Source organism: Bacillus sp. BB51/4 (assembly GCF_008368845.1).
In the GTDB taxonomy this organism is placed as follows: Bacteria; Bacillota; Bacilli; order Bacillales; family Bacillaceae_G; genus Bacillus_A; species Bacillus_A wiedmannii.
Window position 1 is genome coordinate 134793 of record NZ_QOSC01000008.1, and the last position, 23977, is coordinate 158769.

At 37.4% G+C, this 23977-nt stretch carries 21 protein-coding genes and 1 riboswitch; of the genes, 10 read left to right on the plus strand and 11 right to left on the minus strand.

Translation table 11 applies throughout. The features are described 5' to 3' along the window. Window positions 1-166 precede the first annotated feature (166 nt). Window positions 167-1051 carry a D-amino-acid transaminase gene (locus DN392_RS09330; RefSeq protein ID WP_061673549.1) on the minus strand — a complete coding sequence of 295 codons (885 nt, stop codon included), beginning with the start codon at window positions 1049-1051 and terminating at the stop codon, window positions 167-169. 507 nt (window positions 1052-1558) lie between these two features. Beyond that, a complete protein-coding gene (locus DN392_RS09335; RefSeq protein ID WP_000665354.1) occupies window positions 1559-3487 on the minus strand; it encodes an LTA synthase family protein in 1929 nt (642 codons plus the stop codon). Between the two features lie 545 nt (window positions 3488-4032). On the opposite strand from DN392_RS09335, the gene DN392_RS09345 reads away from it, so the two are divergent. Together DN392_RS09345 and DN392_RS09350 are read left to right on the plus strand one after the other, a co-directional pair. Further along, window positions 4033-4398 (plus strand): YkvA family protein, encoded by a 366-nt coding sequence (locus DN392_RS09345; RefSeq protein WP_000435500.1) that lies wholly within the window; start codon window positions 4033-4035, stop codon window positions 4396-4398. Window positions 4399-4448: 50 nt separating this feature from the next. Continuing rightward, window positions 4449-4940, plus strand: coding sequence for a metal-binding protein (locus DN392_RS09350; RefSeq protein ID WP_001139086.1), 492 nt, complete (start codon window positions 4449-4451; stop codon window positions 4938-4940). A 117-nt stretch (window positions 4941-5057) separates the two neighbouring features. Here DN392_RS09350 and DN392_RS09355 read toward each other — a convergent pair whose 3' ends face one another. Next, window positions 5058-5375: a magnetosome magnetite crystal formation protein family gene (locus DN392_RS09355; RefSeq protein ID WP_001014097.1), complete on the minus strand. Its 318-nt coding sequence runs from the start codon at window positions 5373-5375 to the stop codon at window positions 5058-5060. Between the two features lie 283 nt (window positions 5376-5658). Between DN392_RS09355 and lldP the strand changes: the two genes are divergently transcribed. After that, window positions 5659-7314, plus strand: coding sequence for an L-lactate permease (gene lldP / locus DN392_RS09360; protein WP_001099314.1), 1656 nt, complete (start codon window positions 5659-5661; stop codon window positions 7312-7314). 71 nt (window positions 7315-7385) lie between these two features. Beyond that, a riboswitch (TPP riboswitch) is annotated at window positions 7386-7501 on the plus strand. 111 nt (window positions 7502-7612) lie between these two features. Next, window positions 7613-9373, plus strand: coding sequence for a phosphomethylpyrimidine synthase ThiC (gene thiC, locus DN392_RS09365; protein ID WP_000814449.1), 1761 nt, complete (start codon window positions 7613-7615; stop codon window positions 9371-9373). 101 nt (window positions 9374-9474) lie between these two features. On the opposite strand, the gene DN392_RS09370 is transcribed toward thiC, so the two are convergent. The 3 genes from DN392_RS09370 to cydA all read right to left on the minus strand — a co-directional run bounded on the left by DN392_RS09370 (window position 9475) and on the right by cydA (window position 13559). Then, a complete protein-coding gene (locus tag DN392_RS09370) occupies window positions 9475-10833 on the minus strand; it encodes an arsenic transporter (protein WP_000021139.1) in 1359 nt (452 codons plus the stop codon). 352 nt (window positions 10834-11185) lie between these two features. Next, on the minus strand, window positions 11186-12211 hold the full coding sequence (locus DN392_RS09375; RefSeq protein ID WP_000544164.1) for a cytochrome d ubiquinol oxidase subunit II: 1026 nt from the start codon (window positions 12209-12211) through the stop codon (window positions 11186-11188). Further along, window positions 12204-13559 carry a cytochrome ubiquinol oxidase subunit I gene (gene cydA, locus DN392_RS09380; protein WP_000381970.1) on the minus strand — a complete coding sequence of 452 codons (1356 nt, stop codon included), beginning with the start codon at window positions 13557-13559 and terminating at the stop codon, window positions 12204-12206. Before cydA ends, DN392_RS09375 begins: the two co-directional genes overlap by 8 nt. 254 nt (window positions 13560-13813) lie before the next feature. Here cydA and DN392_RS30305 point away from each other — a divergent pair, with 254 nt between their 5' ends. Both DN392_RS30305 and DN392_RS09385 read left to right on the plus strand, forming a co-directional pair. Next, window positions 13814-13963 carry a hypothetical protein gene (locus DN392_RS30305; RefSeq protein ID WP_000283173.1) on the plus strand — a complete coding sequence of 50 codons (150 nt, stop codon included), beginning with the start codon at window positions 13814-13816 and terminating at the stop codon, window positions 13961-13963. A gap of 91 nt (window positions 13964-14054) precedes the next feature. Further along, window positions 14055-15140 carry a glycosyl hydrolase family 8 gene (locus DN392_RS09385; RefSeq protein ID WP_001231681.1) on the plus strand — a complete coding sequence of 362 codons (1086 nt, stop codon included), beginning with the start codon at window positions 14055-14057 and terminating at the stop codon, window positions 15138-15140. A 55-nt stretch (window positions 15141-15195) separates the two neighbouring features. On the opposite strand, the gene DN392_RS09390 is transcribed toward DN392_RS09385, so the two are convergent. Beyond that, the gene (locus tag DN392_RS09390; protein WP_064470704.1) at window positions 15196-16080 is read right to left on the minus strand and encodes a LysR family transcriptional regulator; all 885 of its coding nucleotides are present in this window, start codon (window positions 16078-16080) and stop codon (window positions 15196-15198) included. A gap of 135 nt (window positions 16081-16215) precedes the next feature. On the opposite strand from DN392_RS09390, the gene DN392_RS09395 reads away from it, so the two are divergent. After that, a complete protein-coding gene (locus DN392_RS09395) occupies window positions 16216-18216 on the plus strand; it encodes a YhgE/Pip family protein (protein ID WP_064449592.1) in 2001 nt (666 codons plus the stop codon). Between the two features lie 40 nt (window positions 18217-18256). Here DN392_RS09395 and DN392_RS09400 read toward each other — a convergent pair whose 3' ends face one another. The 3 genes from DN392_RS09400 to DN392_RS09410 all read right to left on the minus strand — a co-directional run bounded on the left by DN392_RS09400 (window position 18257) and on the right by DN392_RS09410 (window position 21321). Next, window positions 18257-18637, minus strand: a complete 381-nt coding sequence (locus DN392_RS09400; RefSeq protein ID WP_048566675.1) for a VOC family protein — start codon at window positions 18635-18637, stop codon at window positions 18257-18259. A 42-nt stretch (window positions 18638-18679) separates the two neighbouring features. Further along, a complete protein-coding gene (locus DN392_RS09405) occupies window positions 18680-19837 on the minus strand; it encodes an acyltransferase (protein ID WP_000194349.1) in 1158 nt (385 codons plus the stop codon). A gap of 266 nt (window positions 19838-20103) precedes the next feature. After that, on the minus strand, window positions 20104-21321 hold the full coding sequence (locus DN392_RS09410; RefSeq protein WP_000649364.1) for a dicarboxylate/amino acid:cation symporter: 1218 nt from the start codon (window positions 21319-21321) through the stop codon (window positions 20104-20106). A 222-nt stretch (window positions 21322-21543) separates the two neighbouring features. Between DN392_RS09410 and DN392_RS09415 the strand changes: the two genes are divergently transcribed. From DN392_RS09415 to DN392_RS09425, 3 genes are read left to right on the plus strand one after another with little or no spacing between them, the layout of a single operon-like run. After that, entirely contained in the window at window positions 21544-21846 is a 303-nt protein-coding gene (locus tag DN392_RS09415; protein ID WP_001023539.1) for a PTS sugar transporter subunit IIB, read from the plus strand. Window positions 21847-21860: 14 nt separating this feature from the next. Next, window positions 21861-23162 carry a PTS cellobiose transporter subunit IIC gene (gene celB, locus DN392_RS09420; protein WP_088321292.1) on the plus strand — a complete coding sequence of 434 codons (1302 nt, stop codon included), beginning with the start codon at window positions 21861-21863 and terminating at the stop codon, window positions 23160-23162. 9 nt (window positions 23163-23171) lie between these two features. After that, a complete protein-coding gene (locus DN392_RS09425; protein WP_000379646.1) occupies window positions 23172-23489 on the plus strand; it encodes a PTS sugar transporter subunit IIA in 318 nt (105 codons plus the stop codon). Window positions 23490-23599: 110 nt separating this feature from the next. Here DN392_RS09425 and speD read toward each other — a convergent pair whose 3' ends face one another. Further along, entirely contained in the window at window positions 23600-23971 is a 372-nt protein-coding gene (gene speD, locus DN392_RS09430; protein WP_064057306.1) for an adenosylmethionine decarboxylase, read from the minus strand. Between the last annotated feature and the right edge of the window lie 6 nt (window positions 23972-23977).

The window sequence follows — 23977 nt, forward strand, 5'->3', positions numbered from 1 at the left end:
TTACCAACTGTTAAAAATTCTAAAGAGCATGTCGATTACTGTCAAGACTTATGCGGGAATCTGAATATGACAAAAAGATTACAAGAAAAAATCAAGGCATAAATTACACCTTGATTTCCATTTAAATACATATATTGAATGTAGAAAGGTTAGAAATTATTCGTGTTTAAGAAGATGACATATTGGATTGTAACAAGCTTTGAGAAAAGGATCTTTGTAACATTTTTGTGATAGGGCCAACTTGACCATCTTGGATGGCAGTTCCATCAAGGTGAGTCATCGGCAAAATTTCAATCGTCGTTCCTGTAAAGAAACATTCATCCGCTTGATAAACATCGCGAATGCTAAACAGTTCTTCTTTTACCGGAATGCGAAGGGTTTTCGCTAAAGAAAGGACATACTGACGAATGATGCCATTTAAAATAAGGTGATTGGCTGGATGTGTGTAGAGAGTTCCGTTTTTTATGAGAAAGAAATTAGAATAGCTTCCCTCAGTTACAGTACCATTTCGTACGAAAAGAGCCTCTTTACAACCTTTACGTTCAGCTTTCGTAGCGGCTAATACATTGGGTAATAAATTTAATGATTTGATATCACAGCGTAGCCAGCGCGTATCTGGTTCTGATATAGCACGTACACCATATTCAATCCATAACGCTGGTCTTTCTTTCTTCGTAATATAGGCATAGATTGTAGGAGGGACGTCATATGAGAATGTGTGGGTACGAGCTTGTACACCACGAGATACTTGTAAATAAATCGTTCCATCTTCGTAGAAATTATTATTTTCAATTAGTTTGTAAAGTAGGATAATAAGTTCTGCTTTTGAGAAAGGGAGTGATAATTCTATTTCTTCCATGGAGCGATATAATCTTGTGATATGCGGATCTAATAAGTGAAAGTTTCCTTTATATAGGCGAATAACTTCGTAGACACCATCTCCAAACTGCAAGCCTCTTTCTTCAAGTTCTATGTACGCGCGATGTTTTGTTGTATCAATAACTGCATCATTCCATAGTACAAATCTTTCATATGCCAATTTCCGTCCCATCCTTTCGTAAGTGCATAAGTAAAGTGAAGCTTTCATTCGGAATAAAAATCACTATAGTAATTTCTATGTGAGTACTTCTTTACATATGACGTATATGTATTTGTAAATGGTAGAGAAGTAGTAATGATTTACAGCATTTTGTATATACAAATTCGAAAATGAGAAATAAGAATCCTGCTTTTGAATAAAAAAAAGCAACATTCTGATGGAATGCTGCACAAGGAGGGTAGCTATCTTTCATAGGGACATCGTCTTATTGAATGTTTTGTGTATGGAAACAAAACATAGTGAAAGACAACTATAAGAAAGTAGAAATAAACGATTCATATATTTCTTTAAGGGATCTTATTACAGATGAGAGATAAGAAATATATAGAACCTTGCTTACATATTTTATTATAGAGATGTTTCATTAATTCTATGTGAATATTTGGTAAAGGTTATGTAATGTTAAAGTTAATGAATATAAGTGATTGTATGGAGAAATATAAAAAAAAGAGGCTGAGATTACTCAGCGCTCTTCTTTTCTTCTTTAATAGCTGTCTTTACTTCACCAGTTTTGGTCTTATTACTTTCAGAGAAGCGAAGTAAGTCACCTTCAATGATTTTGTCAGACATGTTCAATTCATTTTGGGCACGATCAATGAGTGGTTGAGATTCTTCTTTTGGTAATTGTACAACTTCGCTAGTAGTACGGTCGTAGAATGTACTGTTCGTGTACATGTACTTATCTGTAATGAAGCTACCGTCACGAAGAACAACGAATCCTTTATTATCAGGTGAGAATACATCATGACCAAATTGAACTTGATTCGTAGAATCTACACCAAGTAAGTTTAGAATTGTTGGTTTAATGTCAATTTCACCAGTTGGTTTTGAAATTGTTTTACCTTCTTTTTGACCTGGAACGTGAATAAACATCGGTGTTTTTTGTAAGTTCATATGGTCAAATGCAGTGATTTCTTCTTTTCCTAAGAACTGTGCCATTGCACGGTTATGGTTTTCAGAAATACCGTAGTGATCACCGTAGAATACGATAACTGAGTTGTCGTAAATACCTTCTGCTTTTAGACGTTCAATAAAGTGTTTCATTGCTTCGTCTAAATAGCGAGCAGTTACCATGTAACGGTCAAATACGCCATCACCAGAATTGTATTCATCGATTAATTTCGTGCTGTCATCATAAGTGAATGGGTAATGGTTTGTTAAAGTAAGGAAGCGAGTATAGAACGGTTGCTTCACTTCTTTTAACATATCGATAGATTGATCGAAGTATTCGATATCTTTTAATCCCCAATTCAATTTCGTTTCTGGCGTAATCTTGTAGTCAAGCTCGTTGTAGTAACGATCATAACCAAGTGCCGGATACATAATGTTACGGTTCCAGAATGTTGCGTTGTTCGCGTGGAATACTGATGTATGGTATCCTTGCTCACGTAAAATTTCTGGAGTTGCTGTATATTCGTTATTACCGTGTGTGAAGAATACAGCACCACGGTCTAGTGGATACATTGAAGTATCTACTAAGAATTCAGCATCAGATGTTTTTCCTTGCCCAGTTTGATGGAAGAAGTTATCAAAGTAATAACTTTCTTTCGTAAATTGGTTTAAGAATGGTGTAACTTCTTGTCCGTTAACTGTTGCACCAATTAAGAATGTTTGTAATGACTCAAGAGAGACAACAATTACGTTTTTCCCTTTTGCCGTACCAAACATATTTGGATCTGGTTTGCTTTGCGTTGTTTTTACGTAGTTCTCTGTTTCCTGTAATTTACTACCGTCAGCAAAAGCTTTTTGTGAACTTGATTTTGCTTGTAAGCCAAGATCATACACTTGGTGTACATATAAACCTAAGTTTTTAACAAGCATAACGCGGTCGAATGAACGTGTTAATAGTTCAGGACGCTCAGCTTCTGCAAGTCCTAAGTTTGCGAAGAAAATAGCAACTGTTGACACGAAGTATAGGGAACGCATTGGGCGTGCTACACGTTCTGTCGGTGCAAAATTCTTCATCTTCTTCAATAAAATGAAGAATACAATAATATCAGCAAATGCAAGGATAATTTTGTAGTTAAACAATTCTTTCACACTAGAACCTAAACTTCCAAAGTTAGATGTTTGTCCTAGTACTGGTAAAGTAACGAAGTCATTGTAGAATCCGTAGAACATTACGTTACCAACAAGAACGATTGTTAAAACAAAATTAATTCCAAGTGCTATATAGTTACGTTTTTTCCCTTTTGCAAATAATGCAAGACCAACAAGCAGTAATGATGCTGCTAATGGGCTAAGGAATAAAATGAATTCTTGCATGAAAGATTCAAGTTTTAAATCAAAGCTTGTGCGTGTAATAAGATACGTCTTCAGCCATAAAGCTAAAGCTACGAATACAGTGAAACGCACATTTTGAAATTGTGATTTCAAGGTTTCTTTCATTCATTTCCACCCTTTCTCTATCAGGCTTGGTCGATTTTGGAGCGAAAAATGCTAAAATAAAAAATACATAGTTTTCTTGGCCATAATTAGAGGTTCTATATTCACCCATATACGACTATAACTATGCATACCCTTTTGGTTTCTTGTGCTGCTCATAAGCATAACGTCATTTCTGTATTATACAACAAAATTCATTTCTGAGAAACACTATAACATTTTACATTTTTTGTATAAGATTTGTCACTACCAGAGAAAACTTTAACATTCGTTTATATGTCCGTCAACTAGAAAATATAACAAAGGTAGAGCAGAATGTTAAGTGAAAGTGAAAATTTTCTTGTTGAGAAATAAGAAATGACAATGGGTGAGTGGTTATCTAGAAACCTATTATATGAAGGGAAGTATGTAAAAATTAACGAACACTTGTTCTTTTTTCGTTTGTTTGTTACAATGAAAGTTCATTGATAGATTATGTGTAATTTTGATGAACTTTTACTGATAACATATTGTAGCTTATTTCTTTAAAAAAATAGGGAGGCTTTTACATGGAACAAAAATTTTCAGTTGAAGCGTTTTGGAAGAAAGCAAAACATGTTGCAAAGCAAGCGGGACAGTCGGTCATTTATGCAAGTTTATTATTGTTTTATGTTTTGCAAAGACCTGATGTTCCAAAGCGAGTGAAAATTATTGTGATTGGAGCACTTGCTTATTTTATTGCACCAATTGATGCCATCCCAGATTTCATTGCTGGAGTTGGTTATACAGATGATTTAGGGGCGTTAATGGCTGCTCTATTACAAGCGTCGTTATACGTCAATGAAGAGGTGAAAGATAAGGCGCGAGTGAAGTTGGCAGAATGGTTTGGTTCGGATATAGACACATCCTTTATCGATCAGAAATTAGATCAATAGGTGAGAACTGTCATATGGTGACAGGGCGAACGTAAGCGAGGAAGTGCATTATGCCATCAGGAAGAACGCATACGAAAATAAATTTAATATCCCTTCCGGTTGTTTTGTTTATGCTCTTTTCGTATGGATTAACAAACTTGGATTTTTTATTAACTTTTGCAATTGGCTTTTTAGTAGGTACTTCATTTTTAACGCCGGATTTAGATACATATAGTAATGCGTATAATAAATGGGGGTTCCTACGTATATTTTGGTATCCGTATAAGAAGGTCATGCCGCATCGCTCCTTCTTTACACATACAATTATACTTGGTGATGTGATTCGTATTGCATACATGTTAATTGTATTTTCTCCGTTTTTATTCCTATTAAATATAATCGTGTTTGACGGGAATTTAATAGAAATTGCGAAGGAACATGAGGTTGAAATTGTAACGTTCATAATGGGAATTGTTGTGGCAAGCACGCTTCACATTATAGCGGATAAAGTGAATACGCGCCGCAAGAAAATGATGAGAAAAAAGAAGAAGCGCAGAAGATAAAAAAACCGTCCCAAAAGGTATTTTGGGACGGTTTTTTCTTATTAAAAGATTGTCGTATTGCCGATAAAATTTCATTTATTATGATGCGTGCTGTTTTAATCAAACGTTTGTTTAAACTTAAGCTTTCAGCACTTTAATACCTTTTACGATGTTCCAAATGAAGTAGTATAAGCTAATAATTCCGCAAATACATAAGACAATCATTGCTCCAATTCCAAGTGTTACATCTGGCTGGTCAGATCCGATACCCATAATTCCTAGAATAGTTACGCCGATGAATGTAGCGATACTTGGAATAATGTGTGTCCATAGAGCACGTTTTGCATGTGGTTTTGTTTCAGCATCGCCTACAATCCAAACGATAATAGGGAATAAGATAGGGGCAAATAGTACACTAAAGTATGATAAAGCAGCTAATATTTTGTTTCCATTCATATATATCACCTCATGAATAATGTCTGTTGTTATACTATTATTATGCAATAGTTTTGGCAAGCTTTCTATCGATGAACATTACAGGAACGTGACGATTTTGTAAGATTTCCTGTTAAATAATAAAATTTTCAAAAAAATCTTTTTAAATGAAAATTGTTATGGTAGAATTAATGAAAACGTTTTCTTGGGCGTTTTTTTATTTCAGACTTAAAGGTATGATGACCTGATAGTCTATTGATGAGGTTATTCTATTTAAAAGGGGATTCTTTAGGGGGAGAGAACAATGAACACATGGACACAAGTTTATGATCCGTTCGGAAATATTTGGATTTCGGCAGCGGTCGCACTTATTCCGATTATCTTTTTTTTCTTAGCTTTAGCAGTTTTCCGCATGAAGGGGTATGTGGCAGGATTTATTACAGTTGTACTTACAATTTTAGTGGCTTTATTCGCTTATAAGATGCCGTTCACGATGGCGATGGCAGCGACGGGATATGGTTTCTTATACGGACTATGGCCAATTGCTTGGATTATCATTATGTCGGTATTTTTATATAAAATATCTGTGAAAACGGGTCAATTCGATGTGATTCGTGCATCTGTATTATCCATTACGAATGACCATCGTTTACTCGTTATTTTAATCGGTTTTTCATTTGGAGCATTTTTGGAAGGGGCAGCAGGATTTGGTGCACCAGTAGCAATTACGGCAGCACTTCTTGCAGGTCTTGGGTTAAATCCTTTATATGCAGCGGGTCTGTGTTTAATCGCAAATACGGCACCAGTAGCGTTCGGAGCGATGGGAATTCCGATTACAGTTGCTGGACAAGTAACAGGTATTGATCCACATAAAATTGGACAAATGGCTGGACATCAATTACCGTTCTTATCATTATTTGTTCCGTTCTTTATCGTATTTTTAATGGATGGATTTAAAGGAGTAAGACAAACATGGCCGGCTCTATTTGTAGCAGGTAGCTCATTTGCAATTACGCAGTTCATTACAGCGACGTTCTTAGGACCAGAACTTCCGGATATTACGTCAGCACTTGTAAGTTTAGTGAGTTTATCGCTATTCTTAAAAGTTTGGCAGCCGAAAGAAATCTATCAGTCTAAAGAAGCAAATAGTGAAGTAGCAGCAACGGCGATATCTATGCCAAAACTAACGGTAGGAAAAGTAGTAAAAGCATGGTCTCCATTCATTATTTTAACTGTGATGGTAGTCATTTGGAGCCAAAGTTTCTTTAAAGCGTTATTTGCTTCAGGCGGTGCTTTGGAAAGCCTTGTGTTTAAGTTTGAAGTTCCAGGCTTACACAATTTAGTAATGAAAGCAGAGCCAATTGTAAATAAACCGACGCCTTATGAAGCAATCTTGAAATTAGATATTTTATCAGCGACGGGAACAGCAATTTTAATTGCTTGTATCATTTCTATCTTTATTTTGAAAATGAGTGCAAAAGATGCAGTAGTAACATTTAAAGAAACGTTAAATGAGCTTAAGATGCCAATTCTATCTATCGGATTCGTATTAGGATTCGCGTTTATCGCAAACTATTCTGGTCTATCTTCTACATTAGCATTAGCACTTGCAGGAACTGGCGGACTATTCCCGTTCTTCTCACCATTCCTAGGCTGGATCGGTGTATTTTTAACAGGGTCCGATACGTCAGCGAATGCACTGTTCTCGAATTTACAAGCGATTACAGCGCAGCAAGTCGGTGTATCTGAAGTACTTCTCGTTGCAGCAAATACAACGGGCGGCGTAACAGGAAAAATGATTTCTCCGCAATCGATTGCAATTGCTTGTGCGGCAGTTGGACTTGCTGGAAAAGAATCAGATTTATTCCGCTTTACAGTGAAGCATAGTTTATTCTTCGTAATTATTGTTGGTATTATGACGTATGTACAGGCATATTATTTAACGTGGATGATTCCATAAACAACAAAAGAAATAAACTTTGCATTTTTCAGATTATCGTGTATGATGGGAAAGTATTGAAAATTAAATCAGTGATAAACTGGGGGTGCCTAACGTATGCGTAGGCTGAGAGAGAAGCGTGTGAACTTCTTAACCCTTTGGACCTGATCTGGCTCGTACCAGCGTAGGGAAGTTAACGGCTTTACATAATGATGTCTTTATGAGCCAGGTCCTTATTTTTTTATGGACCTGGCTCTTTTTATTTTGGCATACGCTGGCCATATCTTGTCCTTGTCACGTACAGGGGGCAACAAAGGTTATGAAACAGTCTGTTTCAGCTGAGCAAATTGAATTGAAATCGAGTTTACCAGGAAGTAAGAAAGTGTATGTGGATGGACCACGCGCGGGTATGAAAGTGCCGATGCGCGAGATTGAACAAAGCGAAACGAACGGTATTCCGAATCCGCCAATTCGTGTATATGATACGAGCGGCCCTTATACAGATCCTGCGTATAAAGTGGAACTGGAAAAGGGATTGCAGGCGCCGCGCCACTCTTGGATCTTGGAGCGCGGAGATGTAGAAGCATACGAAGGGCGCGAAGTAAAACCAGAGGATGACGGTGTGAAAGTGGCTTTGAAACATACGCCTGTTTTCCCGCAAATGGATCGTCAGCCGCTTAGAGCAAAGCAAGGTGGAAATGTTACGCAAATGCATTATGCACGTAAGGGTATCATTACGTCTGAGATGGAATATGTTGCGATTCGTGAAGGAGTAGAGCCTGAGTTTGTTCGTAAGGAAATCGCGGAAGGTCGTGCCATTTTACCAGCGAATATTAACCATCCGGAAGCAGAACCGATGATTATCGGCCGTAACTTTCACGTGAAGGTCAATGCAAATATCGGAAACTCTGCTGTATCTTCTTCAATTGCAGAAGAAGTAGAGAAGATGACGTGGGCAACGCGTTGGGGTGCGGATACGATTATGGATTTATCTACAGGTAAAAATATTCATACGACGCGTGAGTGGATTATTCGTAACGCGCCTGTACCAGTTGGAACTGTACCGATCTATCAAGCGCTGGAAAAAGTAAACGGAATTGCAGAAGATTTAACGTGGGAAGTGTATCGTGATACGTTAATTGAGCAAGCGGAGCAAGGCGTTGATTACTTTACAATTCACGCTGGCGTATTACTTCGTTACATTCCGATTACTGCAAAGCGTACGACAGGTATCGTTTCACGCGGTGGTTCAATTATGGCACAGTGGTGTTTATTCCATCATAAAGAAAACTTCTTATACACTCATTTTGAAGAGATATGTGAAATTATGAAGCAGTATGACGTTTCGTTCTCTCTTGGAGATGGATTACGTCCAGGTTCGATTGCAGATGCAAATGACGAAGCACAGTTTTCTGAGCTTGAAACACTTGGTGAATTAACGAAGATTGCTTGGAAACATGATGTGCAAGTGATGATTGAAGGACCTGGGCATGTACCGATGCATTTAATTAAAGAGAATATGGAGAAAGAGCTTGATATTTGTCAGGGCGCGCCGTTCTATACACTTGGGCCGTTAACGACAGATATTGCACCAGGTTATGACCATATTACATCGGCAATTGGAGCGGCGATGATTGGCTGGTTTGGAACGGCGATGCTTTGTTATGTAACGCCGAAAGAACATTTAGGTTTGCCGAATAAAGATGATGTTCGCACGGGGGTTATTACGTACAAAATTGCTGCACATGCAGCTGATCTTGCGAAAGGGCACAAAACGGCTCATCAGCGTGATGATGCACTTTCAAAAGCTCGCTTTGAATTCCGTTGGCGCGATCAATTTAATTTATCTTTAGATCCTGAACGTGCGATGGAATATCACGATGAAACATTGCCAGCAGAAGGCGCGAAAACGGCTCATTTCTGTTCAATGTGTGGACCGAAGTTTTGTAGTATGAGAATTTCACATGATATTCGTGAATATGCGAAAGACAATGATTTAGAAACGACAGAAGCAATTGAAAAAGGGATGAAAGAGAAAGCGAAAGAATTTAAAGACACTGGTAGTCATTTATACCAATAATACGTTACACCTCTTTACTTGATTGATCACACTGTAGTACCTAACTTAAATATAGAAGAAGCCCCCTTTGCTAAGACGGTAGCAAAGGGGGCTTCTATTTTCTATAAGGCGAAGAATAATTGTACCCAGTAGTATAAGAGGAATAATGTGACGGCTGTTGTGAGTGGGATTACGATGAGAGATACGCTTAAATAATCTTTCCATTTCACTTTAATTTTGTTTTGTCTTAGGATATACATCCAAATGAGGGAAGCTAGCGTACCGATTGGTAATAATAGTGAACCGATGTCACTACCAATAATGTTTGCCAGGTAGATAGTTTTTAATGTGACTGGGTCTAGTCCCATTTCTGTTAATGTGATTGTACCAATCATAAGTGCAGGGTGATTATTGAAGATGTTAGAGAGGATAGATACAAGTCCGCCCATTGCAAAGCTAGCATAGAGTAGATGCTGACTTACAACTGGCTCAAGCCAATTTACAAGTGCTGTTGTTAATCCTGCGTTGTGAAGTCCGTAAATAATGACATACATAGAGAAAGCGAAAATTAAAATGTGCCACGGTGTCTTTTTCAAAATATCGACTGGGTTTGTTCGTAAGTAGTACCATCTCCAGATGAGAAGAACGAGTGAACCGAGTACAGCAACAATTTCGATTGGAATCGATAAGAAGGATGCAACGAATAGAAGACAGCGCATAAGAAAGACGAAACCTAATACTTTTAACATGAATTTTGTACGTTTTTGTTTCGTATTAACAGATTTTGTTCCTTTAAGTGGATGGAAGTTTTTTGTGAAGAATATTTCTTCGATATCATATGAAGAAACAGGTAATCTTTCTGGTAGTTTTTTCTTTAAAACTGTGTACATAAGCCATGACATAAACAATAGTCCTAATGTTGCAGGTACAAACATCATAGCAGTATGCATGTAAAGAGTCATATTAACGATATTTAATGCGATTAAGTTTACGATATTACTTACACCAATTGGTGCACTAGATGCAGTAGCGATTAAAGCACCACTTAATAAATAAGGAATTTGTTGATGTGGTTTTAATTGAAGGTTTTTTAGAAGAAGAATTAAAATTGGAGTTGTAATTAAAATACTACCGTCGTTATTAAATAAAAGAGTCATAAGAAAACATAATAATTGAATATACCAGTATAGACGGCGACCAGAGCCTTTTGCTAAATTTGCAAGTTTCGCTGCGGACCAGTGGAAGAAGCCGAAGCTTTCTAATATAACCGCCATAACGATGGTCGCTAATATTGTTATAGAGGCACCGCCAATTTTACTAATAATATCTATGACGTCTGGTCTTGATACAAGTCCAGTAATCAAGATAATGCCAGCGCCAATTGCTGCCGGCCAAGCCTCATTTAAGCCACGGGGTCGCCAAAAGATAACAATCATCGTTAAGAAGAATACAATAATAGTAATCCATATTTCAATGCTCATATTTTACCTACCTTTCTAATTTTCCTTAAACCAATGTAGCTTGTCTCAAGGTCTGTATTGGTAGTATATTCAGCAAAAAATAAGAAGAACTAGGCATATAATGGAATGAAGTGAATATGTGTTTTTCAAGCGAAAGGACAAGTGTCACGAATAGTGAAATAACTATTATGAGAGGAGTCTATAAATTAGAGTGGCAGTAAGATAGTAAATGAAATTTATATGGGCGATTATGGAGATATATTGGTGCAACTTAAAATATATCAACGATTTTTAAAATATATCGACTTATCGACAAAATATGACAAAAGGAGCCCATCCAAAATGCCTTTTGGAACAGACTCCCCCGAATATATTATTTTTCCTTCAAAAAAGTTCGATCCTTCAAGAATAAATTCCAGAAGAAAATAAATCCTGGTAGTAAAATTGCGATTCCAATTGCGTATAGGATAAGCAATGCATAGAATGTTTCTGTCGTTGTAAAACTTGTAAATACAGTTACATCAGGATAAATGATATAAGGTAAATGCGCGACACCGTAAGCGTAACTTGCAAATGCATATTGAGCGACGACCGCTAAAACGGCAATGCGAGGGTATCCTAGTGTGCCATACTTCTTGTTTGTCCACCAAAGAGAAGAGTACCCGATAACGAATAAAACGATAGAAACTGTAAACCATGGGAATTGCTTTATGAGTCCTTGCATAAGCCAGTGTGTTTCCGGGTCCATTACAACGAGGGCGATAATCGCCGTAACAAGTGTTGCAGGACCAAGTATGATGGCGTTTCTTCTGTAAATTCTATACGAATCTTCTGAACCTTGCTCTCTCGCAAAATCAGCAAGAAAGAGAGAGGAGAGAAATAGTTCCGAAGTTAGCCCAAAGAGCATATAGCAGTAGATAACCGGGCTAGAAAGAAGTTTTCCATACAGGAGTACTTCTTTTCCTTCAGAGATTGTAATATAAGCCCCCTCTGTAACGGGTAAAACAGTAATTAATAAGGCTGGAATTAAGAGCCCAGTAATACCTGAAATCACCCGAAGGAGGAATTGATACTTTGGCAGAGAGTAAGCGAATACCATGAATGTACTGCGAATTGCAATGAGTATTAAAATTAACATAACTGGCACGAACATCACTGTTGCAAGGGTGAAAGCAGCTTTCGGAAAGAAACCGAGAAAAGCGACAACGACAAAAACGAGAAATGTATTTGTTACTTCCCAAGTTGGTGATAAGTATCGATTGGCAAGTTTGGCAGCGAGCGTTGGATGTTTTGCGTATACCATGCCCCAAAAACCTGCTCCAAAATCGATGGACCCTAATATACTGTATACGAAAATAAGAGCCCATAAGATGATGATTGCAATACTTTCCTCATGCACGAGAATCGCCTCCTTCGTGATGTAAATCATTTGTAAGCGGATGTTTCTTAAAGAATGTCCGTAGTACAAAAACTGTTAAAATGCCGAGTCCAATATATAAAATGATGAATAGAATAAATAAAGGACCGACAAAATCAGCGCGTGTAGAAGCGTCGACTGTCCGTTGCATACCATAAATGGTCCATGGTTGACGACCACTACAGCTGAAAATCCACCCGAATTCAATACCGAGCATCATAATTGGTCCACATGCTGCAGCTCCCCAAAGAAGCCACTTCGGTAATTCTGCACCTTTTTTTCGGTAAACAAAGTACCAATATAAGAGGGCGATTGCTGCAACTGCAAAAGTAAAGGCAGCGGTGCCGACCATTAAGTTGAATAGTGTATGTGTGTAAAATGGTGGCCATGTTTCTTGTGGGAATTCCTTTAGTCCTTTTACGACGGTGCTAGGGTCGAGTCCCACTAGTAGGCTAAGCATGTTCGGAATTTCTAGTGCATAGTTTAGTTCAAGTGTGTTAGGGTCTACAACTCCGCCAATTGATAACGGTGCATGTGATGTCGTTTCAAATAAAGCTTCAGCAGATGCAAGCTTTTCAGGAGAATGCTTATGTAAGGCAATCGCCGATTCGTGTCCCGAAAGCCACATCGTAGCACCTGTAATAAATGTCACGACGAGTCCTAACAGTAGTCCCTTTTTATGATAAGCAATTTCACGTTTACTTAAGTTCTTCTTTAATAATTTAAATCCAGCGATAGAGGCAATGACGGCAGCTCCAGTTGTATAGGCTGTAATCACAACGTGGAATGCGCTTGTACCAAAACTCGGATTAAAGAAAGCTTTCCATGGATCAACGTTAAAAACTGATCCATCTGGCCCCATTGAAAAGCCTGCGGGTGTATTCATCCATGTATTTGCTGATGTAATAAGCACGGCGGATGCCGTGGCACCAATCATTACGAAGAATAGCGAGATTAATCTCATGAATGGAGGTAGTTTGTCAGCTGCATATACATAAATAGACATGAACAACGCCTCTAAAAAGAAGGCGAAAATCTCAATTTGAAAGGGAACAGAAATAACCTGCCCAACAATTTTGGCAAAACCAGGCCAAAGGAGTGAAATTTGCACACCAACAATTGTACCAGTTGGAATTGCTACACCGAGAAGGATGGCAAAAGCCTTCGTCCATCTTTTCGCCATAATGGCGTAATCGGAATCTTTCTTCCAGTGATAGAGTATTTCACTTATAAAAATCATTAATGAAAGTCCGACACCAAGTGTTGCAAAGATAATGTGAAATGCTAATGAAGAACCAAAAAATGCTCTTGCTAATGTTACCGTATCCATATGTAAACTCCTCTTCTTTTTGCCATTATTTTCTGATTGAATTGGAAGATTTATTCAGAAAAACTACCAAAAATATATATGTATTTAAAAAGTGGATATGGTAATATAATGTTTGAATATTCTAAATAGAAAGAAGTTAATGTTTAATAATATTTTGTTTGTTTTTTAGTAAGGAATATTTTATAATCTTTTATGCGAACATAAGTTCTGTTTTTCGAGGTGAAGAAGTTTATGTGAAATGGAGAGGATGTTTTATGTATCCTGAAGTCATTAAAAAGATGGCATTTTCAAAAGAGCATAGAGATTTATTATTGAAGCTGTATAATAAAGAGATTACGCGTCGTGAATATGATCGACTTGTGGCATCGCTATATAGACCTTCTAAAGAGGCTTGTGAGGGATAGAGGCAAGGGAGACAATCTAATAGATTGTCTTTTTTAATTTTACGTATGTTCTGGTAAAATTAAGGCTAGCCTTATTAGGGAGGTGAAAAGATTGCGGAAACGTTTATATATAGGGATTGGAGTTATTCTCTTAATCGCTTTAGGTGGAATTGTATTTTGGTCAGCTTTGCAAGGAAACCGTACGGAACATTTTATTTTAAGACATATGGTAAATGAAAATGGGACGCTTGCTACATATCGTTTGGCAGATACAAAGGCAGGTACGGGTGAAGCGAAGGGCCGTGAAGCTTTATCAGAATCGGCAGGACTGTGGCTACAATATACATTGGATAAAGACGATCAAGCGTTATTCGATGAACAAGTTAAGGTTATTCAAAATAACTTTGTACATAAGGACCAAATTGTTTTATGGAAAATCTCTGAAAAGGGAGAAGTGCAGTCAGCTACAAATGCACTTATAGATGATCTTCGTATTATAGAACAATTATATCGTGCTTATGAAATGTACAAGGAAGAGCGTTATAAAAACTTGGCAGATCAATTGAGTGACGCTGTAATTCGTTATAATAAGAAAGATAATTATTACGTTGATTATTATGATGCAGATGCAGGGAAACAAAATAATTTTGCAACGACATCATACTTAAATCCGCACGCATTCTCGTATATGAAAAAGTACGGGAAAGTTTCTGATCAGCAATATCAGGAAGTTGTTCAATTTTTAGCGGATTATCCAAGGCATGGCTGGGCATTCCCAAAAGAGTATAAAGAAGATGGTACATTTACGTACGATAAAGAAGTGAATCTTATTGACCAATCATACGTTGCATATCATCGAAGTTTAGGTGGCCTTTCATCAGATGCTTATTTGGAATTTATCAAGAAGAAGTTCCAGGAAGATGGAAAGCTATACGGTCGTTACAATTTAGAAACGGGAAAACAAACTGTGAATTATGAATCGCCAGCTGCATACGGACTAACGATCTTGTACGTACTACAAACAGGTGATACAAAGTTTGCAAAGGAATTATATGATCATATGGCCACATTCCGAAATGACAATATATTTAGTAGATATTACGGTGGATACGTAACAGGCGAAAATAATAATACGCACATTTTCGATAACGTATTGCCGCTTTTAGCGGAAATGGAATTGGAGAAGAGTAAGAAATAGAAGGTGCCATCCTCTGGAGATGGCACTTTTTATTTTTTACTAAGTCGATATAATTTTACGTTCTAATATTGGAGAAGTAGTCAATTACGAATTTACGAAATTGCTGAGCAGTTTTCGATAAGTAGCGTTTCTTCGACCAACTCAATCCGATAGTCCGCTCGCAATTGGGTTCAATAATACGTAACTTATTTAATGCTAAAGTAGAGTTTTTTAATAAAGTTAAACTTGGGACAAAGGCGATGCCGAGACCTTGCTTAATAAGGTCGCTAATCACGGTTGGTTCATCTACTTCAAAAGCGATATGTGGAGTGAAGCCAGCTTCTTTACAAAATTTATCCGTTAAGTGCCGAAATCCGTAACCAGTGTTCATACTAATAAATGGTTCGTCTTTTACTTCATGCAGATGGATACTTTCGCGTCCTGATAAACGATGACCTGAAGGGACAACTAAGAAAATTTCTTCTGTAATAAGTGGTTCCCACATAATTTCCTCGCCTTCAATTGGCACAGAAGAAATGCAAAAGTCAATTTCTATATTATCTAGTTGTCGCTTCATAGAAGGAGTAGATGCGAGAAATTGCTGGAATCGAACGTTAGGATGTTCTAGTAAAAAAGAGCCGAGTAGTTCTGGTAATATTCTCGGGATAGAAACTGCCAGTGTAATAGAGCTTTGTTGTAATTCAGCTAAATCTTTAATTTCTCTTTCGCCTTCACTTAATTCATGAAAAATGCGCTCTACTCGTTTTAAAAATACTTTTCCAAAAGAGTTTAATGTAATCTGTCGACCTTGGCGATCAAATAACGGGACGCCTAAGTCCTTTTCTAATCTAGCAATTGTTTTGCTAAGCGAAGGTTGTGCGATATGTAGTTCTTCAGCGGCTTTTGTCATATGTTCTAATCGTGCGACTGCCTGAAAGTATTTTAGTTGAAGAAGTTCCATTTTGACTCTCCTTTCTATAGACCAAAAGGAATGAATTGATAATTAAAGATGTATTATACAGTATGAAAATGGGCGTGTATAGTAAATCTGTTAAACCATTCGAAGGGTGTTAAATTAGGAGAAGGAGTATGTTTCATGAAGGGTATTAAACTTATATTTAAAGATTGGAAAGCGATGTGGCATCATAAACATGGACGTATCGCTTTAATTTTTTTATTAATCGTTCCGTTAATTTATTCAGGATTCTTTTTAGCTGGATATTGGGATCCGTACGGACGATTAGATAAATTACCTGTTGCAATTGTAAATTTAGATAAAGGTGCTGCGATGGATGAAAAAACAATTCATGCAGGAGAAGATTTTGTTAAAAATTTAAAAGAGAATAAGGAACTAGCTTTTCATTTCGTATCAGAAAAAAATGCTGATGAAGGGTTAAAAGAAGATAAGTATTATATGGTCGTTACGATTCCAGAGGATTTCTCTAAAAAGGTAAGTACACTTATGGATGAGAAACCAGAGCCAGCGCAGCTTCGGTACAAAGTAAATCCAGGTAAAAACTTTGTAGCAGCGCAAATTGGAACGACAGCTGTCGAAAATATGAAAACAAAAATCTCAAATAGTATTACGAAATCTTATACAGAAGGTGTCTTTTCAAAGTTTCAAGACTTAGCACAAGGATTGAGTGATGCAAGTAACGGTGCTGAGAAGCTGCATGAAGGAACGACAGATGCAAGAAATGGAGCAAATGAGCTTGCAGGTGGTATTCATCGTTTAAGTGACGGGACATCGAAATTGAAAGAGGGAAGTGACAAGCTTGCATCCAGCCAATCTGCCTTAACAGGGGGAGCAAATGAGCTGAGTCAAGGAGCAAACTCACTTTATAGTGGTATGGAGTTATTAGCACAAGGTGAAAAAACATTACAATCAGGAGTTAGTGAATTAAGTGCTGGTACAAATGAATGGGTGAATGGAAGTGAGAAGCTTGCTGAAGGGCAAGTAAAAGCGGATGATGCAGCTAATAGTGTAAAACAACAATTAGAAGAATACGTGAAAAGTCATCCGGAAGTGCAGCAAGATCCTGCTTTTCAAAAACTCGTTGCTACTTCTAACGGATTAGCTAAAGCAACAAACGCTTTAAATGGTGGCCAACAACAATTGACACAAGGTGCGAAGAAGCTTGCTGACGGTCAGAATAAGATTGAAGAAGGTATGAATACATTCGGAGTTAAGTTAAGCGAAGCTACTGCTGGAACGAAAAAGATAGCAGATGGTGCTGCGAATGTAGCTAATGGATTTACGAAGTGGGGAAATGGATTTACAACATTACAAGAAGGTGTAAATCACCTTGCGATTGGCGGAACAGAGCTGAATCATGGTGCTGATAAGTTAGCAGACGGACTTGTTAAACTTGACGATGGTGCGAAAGAACTTTCTACGAAATTAGGAGAGGGCGCAGAGAAGATAGCGGACGTTCGCAATGATGATACACGCAATACGATGTTCTCAGAGCCGGTTCAATTAGTGAAGTCGACAGTTTCTGATGTGCCTAATTACGGTTCAGGTATTGCACCATATTTTTTATCGCTTGCATTTTATGTTGGCGGAATTATGGCATCAAATATTTTACCTCTTGGTCGTAGACAAAATATGAAGGTAAGTGGAACGGTACATTTTATTAATAAACTAGGATTAGTATATTTAATTGGACTTATTCAAGCATTACTTGTAGATGTGGTTGTGCTAGGAGTTATGAAATTAGAAGTTGCAAGTGTGCCACTCTTTGTTTTATCAAGTATCGTTATTTCCTTTACGTTCATGACATTTATTCTTATGCTAGTAACGGTATTTGGTCTTGTTGGAAAGTTCTTAGCAGTAACGCTTCTCGTCCTGCAATTAGCGACGAGCGGGGGTACTTTCCCAGGAGAATTAAATATAGCTGTTCTTAGCAAAATTGGACAGTTTCTCCCAATGTCCCATTCTCTTAGAGGATTACAAGATGTTATCTCTTTAGGGGATTGGTCGCAATTACAAACGCAAATTTTAATATTGTTATGCTATCTCGTTATTGCTGGCGGAATTGCTTGGATCACGAGTCATATACAACATAGGGAAACGAATGCAGAACAAGTTTCTTAAAATGAAAGAAGCTATCCGTTTTTTTAGGATAGCTTCTTTTTTATTTACGCTCCATTACCGCAAAGTAATTGTTTTCATTATCAGCAAAGTTGAATGCTCTACCTGTAGGTAAATCTACAACTTGTCCAACTGTAACGTTTTTCTCAGAAAGATCTTTATACAGTTGATCTAAGTTGTTAGAGAAGAACATAAGTGAAGGTGTATGTAAGTTTAACTCAGGTTGCATCTTTGCAATTAACGCTTTATCGTGAAGGACAATGCTTGTGCCTGCTTCTTTTGACGGCGCAATTTCAATCCAACGAAAACCTTGTCCGTTATTTTCTTCCGCAATAATTTGGAATCCTACTGTCTCAGTCCAAAATTGTACTGCTTCATCTTGATTATTTACATATAGCATAATTTGTCCAATTTGATTAATCATAGGTGTGTCCTACTTTCTTTTCGTGTATGGAATTCTATTATATCAAAGATATGGTTTGAATACCTTTTCGTGATTTTTTCGAAGTACAATCTTAGCCCACTTCACATTTGTCGTCGGGGAAGGTCCTGTAATCCACGTATGAAGTGGTAGTGTACTGCAAATGACCATTGCTGAAATCGAGATTGTGGCTGTCATTGTAAATAATAATAGGCTATATAATATTGTGTTTTCTTGCAGTGTGAACAAAGAAAGGAATTTTGTACATAGTTGCAAGAAGAAAAAGTGAGCTAAATAAGCACCATACGTATAATTCCCGATAAATCGTAAAGCTTTATATAAGAAACCGCGTCTCTGTACGATTGTAATAGAAAGCACGTAAAGTATGATAATTTCGCATACGATATATAAAAACATAGACGGTTTTAAATAAGTCGAAACGGTTAAATGAATAGAGTTTGCTCCGTAAAAACTAAATAACTCATAATTGATGAATAGAAATAAGACGAAAAATAACATTGTTATAAGCGGGATATGCTTCATGACAAATAAACGCCATGTTTTTAGTGCGACAGCAGCGATTCCTCCCATGACGAAATAGAATGAGTAGAAGAAGAAGGAACGATCTGTATAATGTAAAATGGTTGAGCTAGTCAATTTCTCTCCATTAAAAATGTAGTGGGAAGAATACCACATTAAGAGGAAATATAGACAAGCAAAGATGGTCATATATTTATATATGTCTTTTTTATTTTCTGTTCGTTTTTGAAACCAATAAAATAGTGTGCATAGCAAAGGGAACAATAAGTGAATTTGGAACATCATAATAACGTACCAAAGATGGGGCGCGGCTGTTCCGAGTAATAAACTTTTGATTCCGCTTTGTAGTGTAATCATATCGTTTGTTGTTAATAAGTAAAGAATAGACCAGAAGAAATAAGGAATGAGTAAATGTGCGGCTTTTTCATAAATATATTCTGTGTAGGCCAGTTGCTTCGTATATTGCCGAATTAAATGAAAGCCAACGATAAATATGAATGCAGGTGCCGAAAATTTTGCAAGGTTGAATAGCATGCCCATAATGAGGGATTGCTCAAGTAAGACATTTCCTTGATTCATTGTATATAATAAGGAACTTTGCAAAACGACAGCAAGGAATGCAATGCTTTGCAAAACTTTAAATTCTGGTGCGCTTTGTGTCATCATGTCCAACTCCTTTTCCATACATGATTATAGTACGGAGAATGGATAATGGATGTGGAATATTTGTGAAGATTTTAACAAATTTGTGGCAAGAGGAGATATCAACGATTTTTCGGATATATCTGTTATAACTTCAAATATATCAACGATTTTTCGGATATATCTATTATAACTTCAAATATATCAACGATTTTTTCAATATATCGACTTATCAACAAATAACGAAAAAAAGAGGATGCTCCAAACGAGCATCCTCTTTCTATTTATTAAGCAAATTTGTTTTTGATCCAGTTCTTACCTTCTACAAGGCGAGCTGTCATTACGGCACAAGCGTTATCTGCTGTTACGTTTAACATCGTTGCAGGAGGATCAATGATTGTACTAATTGCTGCGATAATTGGCAATGCTTCTGGCGGGAAGCCGTATAGAGAAACGATTAACATTTCACCAATCATACCACCACCTGGAATAGCGCCCATTACTGTTCCTACTAATAGAGAAACAACAAGTGCAATTGCTAATGTTTTCGGTCCTTCGAATTCCATGTTGAAAATACCGAATAAGAAAGCAATTTTTAATACGCCACCTAAAACAGATCCGTCTTTATGAAGTGTAGATCCAAGAAGGACAACTGTTTCACGAACGTCAGAAGAGATCCCCATTTTCTTCGTTGCTTCCAAGTTCGCTGGAATACTAGCAGCACTACTACAAGTTGCTAGTGATGTAACTGTAGGAGAGACCATGTTCTTCCAAAAAATTTGTACACCTTGCTTGCGACCCGCAAGGTATGCATAGAACGTGAAGAATACAAAGAAGTAAATTAGAGACGCTGGATAGTATACCATTGCTGCTCGGAAGTAAGTTCCAAGAAGTTGTGGTCCGAATTCACCAACTAATGCCGCGAAGTAAGCAGCGAGTCCGATTGGAGCGTAGTACATAATGAAAGATACAACTTTCATTGAAATTTCTGCACCAGCTTGTAAGAATGTAGCGAATGGCTTTCCTTTTTCACCAACTGCTGAAGTTGCAACCCCCATTAAAATAGAGAAGAAAATAAGAGCTAACATATTTTCACGAGATAGTAACTTTGAGAAGTCAGATACTGTTATAATACCAACAATTTGATCAGCAACACTAACAGCTTTGTCAGCCTTGTCAGGTTGTGTTAGTTCTAATACAACACCTTGTGCTGGCGGGAATACTTTCACGACAATAATCATAAAAATAGCAGCTAAAATACTTGTAAATAAGAAAGTCCCAGCCATACTAGACATAATTTTACCGAAACGTTTTAATCCATCCATATTAGCAATAGATGATGCGATGCTAAAGAACACTAACGGTACAACAATCGTAAACATTAAGTTTAAGAAAATGTCACCAAGCGGCTTTAAAGCAACTGCATCGGCACCCATGAAATAACCAATGAAACCACCAATTAGGATAGAAGATAATAAAATAAGTGGAAAGCGATATGCCTTCATAAATATATCCTCCTATCAATTAAAAAAATCATACTGAATTATTATAGCGAGTTAGAGTCCTCTTTACTAGGAGAATAATGATAGATGGAATAGCGTGAAAACCGAGAAATTTTTGTTTTTAAGCTCGGCATACAGCAGGAAATCTAGACATATATATTTGTAACCTAGTGGTGGCAAGGAATGCACCGTGGCTTAGGTTTAGAAAAAGGGGAGGGGAAAGGGATGAATATTTTACTTTGCTGTGCAGCGGGAATGTCTTCCAGTTTGATTGTTACAAAAATGGAGAAAGCAGCAGAGGCAAGAGGGATAGAGGTAAAGATTTGGGCTGTATCAGGTTCTGAAGTAAATAGTCACATAGATGAAGCTGATGTACTTTTACTTGGACCGCAAGTACGTTATTTATTACCGAAAATGAAAGAGTTATGTAAGGAGAAGGGAGTACCTGTGGATGTCATTCAATCCGTCCATTACGGGCTTTGTAATGGAGAAGCTATCTTACAAGCAGCTTTGTCAATGAAACCATGAGGAGAGTGGGATAGATGATACGGTTTTTAGAGAAATATGTAATGCCAGTAGCGGGAAAGGTTGCAGAACAGAGGCATTTGCAAGCAATTCGTGATGGAATTATTTTGACAATGCCGTTCTTAATTATTGGATCATTTTTCCTTATCATTAGTGCGCTACCAATACCAGGGTATAATGATTTTATGGTAGGGTTGTTTGGGGAGAATTGGCAGAGGGCTTTGGGGTATCCAGTTAGTGCAACTTTTAATATAATGGCTTTAATAGCTGTTTTTGGAATCGCTTACAGGCTTGGAGAATATTATAAAGTGGATGCTTTAGCATCCGGGGCATTGTCGCTTGTGACGTTTTTACTTGCAACTCCCTTTCAAGTTGCATATATCATACCAAGCACGAAGGAAAGTGTAATTGTAGACGGAGCAATCCCAGCTGCATTAATGGGAAGCCAAGGACTGTTTGTGGCGATGATTATTGCAATCATATCTACTGAAATTTACCGATTTATTGTGCAGAAAAAGATGATTATAAAAATGCCTGAGACAGTTCCACCAGCAGTAACGCGTTCATTTGCAGCACTTATTCCGGGATTTATTGTTGTGACAGTTGTTTGGATCATTAGACTGATTTTTGAACAAACGACTTTCGGTAGTATTCATAATGTTGTAGGGAAGTTGCTGCAAGAGCCGCTTAGTGTACTGGGAGCTAGTCTTTGGGGTGCAGTAATTGCAGTTATCATTGTCCATGTTCTTTGGGCATGCGGAATTCATGGTGCTGCAATTGTTGGTGGTGTAATGAGCCCAATTTGGTTATCGTTAATGGATCAAAACCGAGTTGCTTTTCAAGCGGGTCAAGATGTACCGAATACGATTACTGCACAGTTTTTTGATTTATGGATTTATATGGGCGGTTCTGGTGCAACACTAGCTTTAGTTGTCGGAATGTTATTGTTTGCGCGAAGTCAGCAATTAAAAAGTATAGGCCGATTGTCGATTGCACCTGGTATTTTTAATATTAATGAAATGGTGACTTTCGGTATGCCAATTGTCATGAATCCACTTTTACTTATTCCATTTATAGTAGTTCCGGTTGTATTAACGATTGTTTCTTACTTTGCGATGGAATGGGGGCTAGTTGCCCGTCCGAGCGGAGCTGCTGTACCTTGGACGACACCGATTCTGTTTAGTGGATATTTGGGATCAGGCGGAAAAATTTCAGGTGTTATTTTGCAACTCGTTAACTTTGCACTAGCATTCTTCATTTATTTACCGTTCTTAAAAATATGGGATAAACAAAAGTTAGCGGAAGAAAAGGGGGAGTAAAGAACTAAAATGGATACGATAGAAACGAAGGCTTTTCACTTAATTTTGCATGGGGGAAATGCGAGAAGTTGTTCAATGGAAGCAATTGATTGCGCAAAGCGTGGAGAATTTACAGAAGCAGAAGCGAAATTACAAGAAGCGTTAGAGGAATTAAAAGAGGCGCACCGTGTACAAACGGAGCTCATACAGAAAGAAGCGGGTGGTGAAAAGACCGAAGTTACCCTTCTGATGGTGCACGCGCAAGATCATTTAATGAATGCAATTACGGTGAAGGAATTAGCGAGTGAATTTGTAGAATTATATAGGAAGATGTCAGTATCGGAATGAACCTTGCGTATGCAAGGTTTTTTTATGTATGTGTCTGTACCATCAGTGGAGTGTTCGTTCCACTGATGGTATTTACAATCCTCCTTTTTACAAATGAGTAAGAGTGATATTTAATCGGTAGTAACAATTTCTCCTATACCACGAATTAGTTTCTTTATATGCATCTCATTTGGTTTTAATAAACTTACGATATAATCAATCGCTATTTGCGGTTCAACGGTCGTACCACACGTATAACAGTCAATGGCTGCAAAGTTTTTTTCTGGATAAGTGTGAATAGAAAGGTGGCTTTCAGATAGTAAAACTAAAATAGTAACACCATGCGGATCGAATTCTTTTGTACTTACGTTTAAAACGTGGGCACCAGATTGATCAGCAGCGTTAACTAAATGATATTCTAAAAAGTAAATATCATCTAATAGAGAAAAATCCACTCCCCATAAATCTACTATTATATGCTTACCGAAAGTAGAGTATTCCATAAGGTA